The organism is Halorubrum sp. SP3, from assembly GCF_005435195.1.
Lineage (GTDB): Archaea > Halobacteriota > Halobacteria > Halobacteriales > Haloferacaceae > Halorubrum > Halorubrum sodomense.
On sequence record NZ_SGTU01000058.1, the window covers coordinates 1 to 1,568 of the forward strand.

General features: G+C 53.2%; 1 protein-coding gene. It reads right to left on the reverse strand.

The window, feature by feature from the left end; translation table 11 throughout:
* Positions 1-539: 539 nt before the first annotated feature.
* On the reverse strand, positions 540-1,250 hold the full coding sequence (locus EXE42_RS20290; RefSeq protein WP_241988405.1) for a hypothetical protein: 711 nt from the start codon (positions 1,248-1,250) through the stop codon (positions 540-542).
* Positions 1,251-1,568: the final 318 nt, after the last annotated feature.

Genomic DNA, 1,568 nt, shown 5'->3' on the forward strand with positions numbered 1-1,568 from the left:
TGTCGGGTTGCCGTTCGGTGGTCCCCTCGGCTGTCATGACGCGTATCACCGTGTCCGAATCGAACCCGTCGCATGAGTCGTGGGCGTCATCATCGGCCCGGGTGAGATGGACGCGCGTAAACACCGCCTGGGTGTAGCGTGCCTCACAAACGGGGCACTCGTACTGCGGTTGCTGTTCATGTGTCGGGGACGGTGTCACCGAGGTGGTCCGTGCTGCTGGCGTCGAGTCGTGTGCCGGGGGACGGAGTCGCTCATGATCTCTGGGTGCCGTCTCGGTGGTAGCGTGTCCAGCAGTGTAACTAATGGGCGATTAAGCGGGGTGAGTACGAGGCCGGCCTCGCTGACCCTCTCCGTTGTGGCGCTGTGCTCGCTGGTTTCTTGAATATAGGGCTCTGTTGAAATCCTATTCTACAGACATGTTCTCGCCTGAAAGACCTGGTCGCTGAAGAGTGCGTATTGACCACTCAGAATTCTACCAGCTCAGAGGGATGTTTCGATAACCGTGCGAGATACAGAGCGCAAATTGGGTACCGACTACTCTACACATCGATGTCCTGTGTGTCTGGATGATTGACATATTTCTCCAACTCACAGGAGAGTGAGGAGGACGGTTCAGTGGAGAGGGCGTCCCGCGTACGTTGCCACTCTTCATGACGGCACAAGACGTACACAGGAATCTCCTCTAGTTCGAGAATTGACGCAATTGCGAATCGATGGTACCCTTCTACCCAGTATATCTCACCGGTTCGAGAGATAGCAACAAGCGGATCTAAATGATTCGCATACGCATCTTCGAATTCGTTATCCTCGGTCGCCATTTCGTGGTAAGCGGCTGCATTCGAGCGGTACCCGTCATCACGTATCGATTCGAAGAGATTATCGAGATACGCACACCGAACCCTCACATACTCTGATGGGTTTTCATACCCTCGCACTGTCTCACGCTGCTCAAATTGCTCCGCTACGTACTTGAAAAGAGTTGTATCTTCCCATGCGTAGCTTTCTTGAAATCTCTCGCTGAGCCCGCGATAAATAACAGTGTCTCGGAGATGCGAGCAGTTGCTCGTGTCGTCCCACTCTCCACCTTCCACTCGACCGAGTCCCCAGTTAAGTTGAAGATTCGGATGGTACCATTCCACTGCTGCTGGACTCACCGAGAGAAGCCTCCACGGGGAGGCCGGAGCCTCGTAAGAACGCTGATTTGCGTGGTGGTGCCACGCAGTGTAATAGCGAAACTGTTCAAGATCCATGTCCATACCTTGTATTCAGACGGGGGATATTTGTATTGACAGATACTCCCGACTGGGAAACATCCCACGCAGTACTGAGTGATACGTGAGGCCCCTGTATTGACCGCAAGCGGATCAGAATGTATCACCTGTTGAGGATTTCAACAGAGCCGAATATAGCGCGTGAGTCGTGTCACTCGTTCTCCTCAGATTTCGTCAGGTCCGATCGTTCAGTACACACCATCTCGTGTGTGTCTGTTTGAGGAACTCTCCACCACCCCACGCGTATTAAAATCTAGGAGAGAAACGCTCCATTCGTCTGAATTCACCACTTTGAAC

Coding starts and splice junctions, on each gene's coding strand:
- EXE42_RS20290 (WP_241988405.1), bottom strand. CDS start 1,250: ATGGATCTTGAACAGTTTCGCTATTACACTGCGTGGCACCACCACGCA.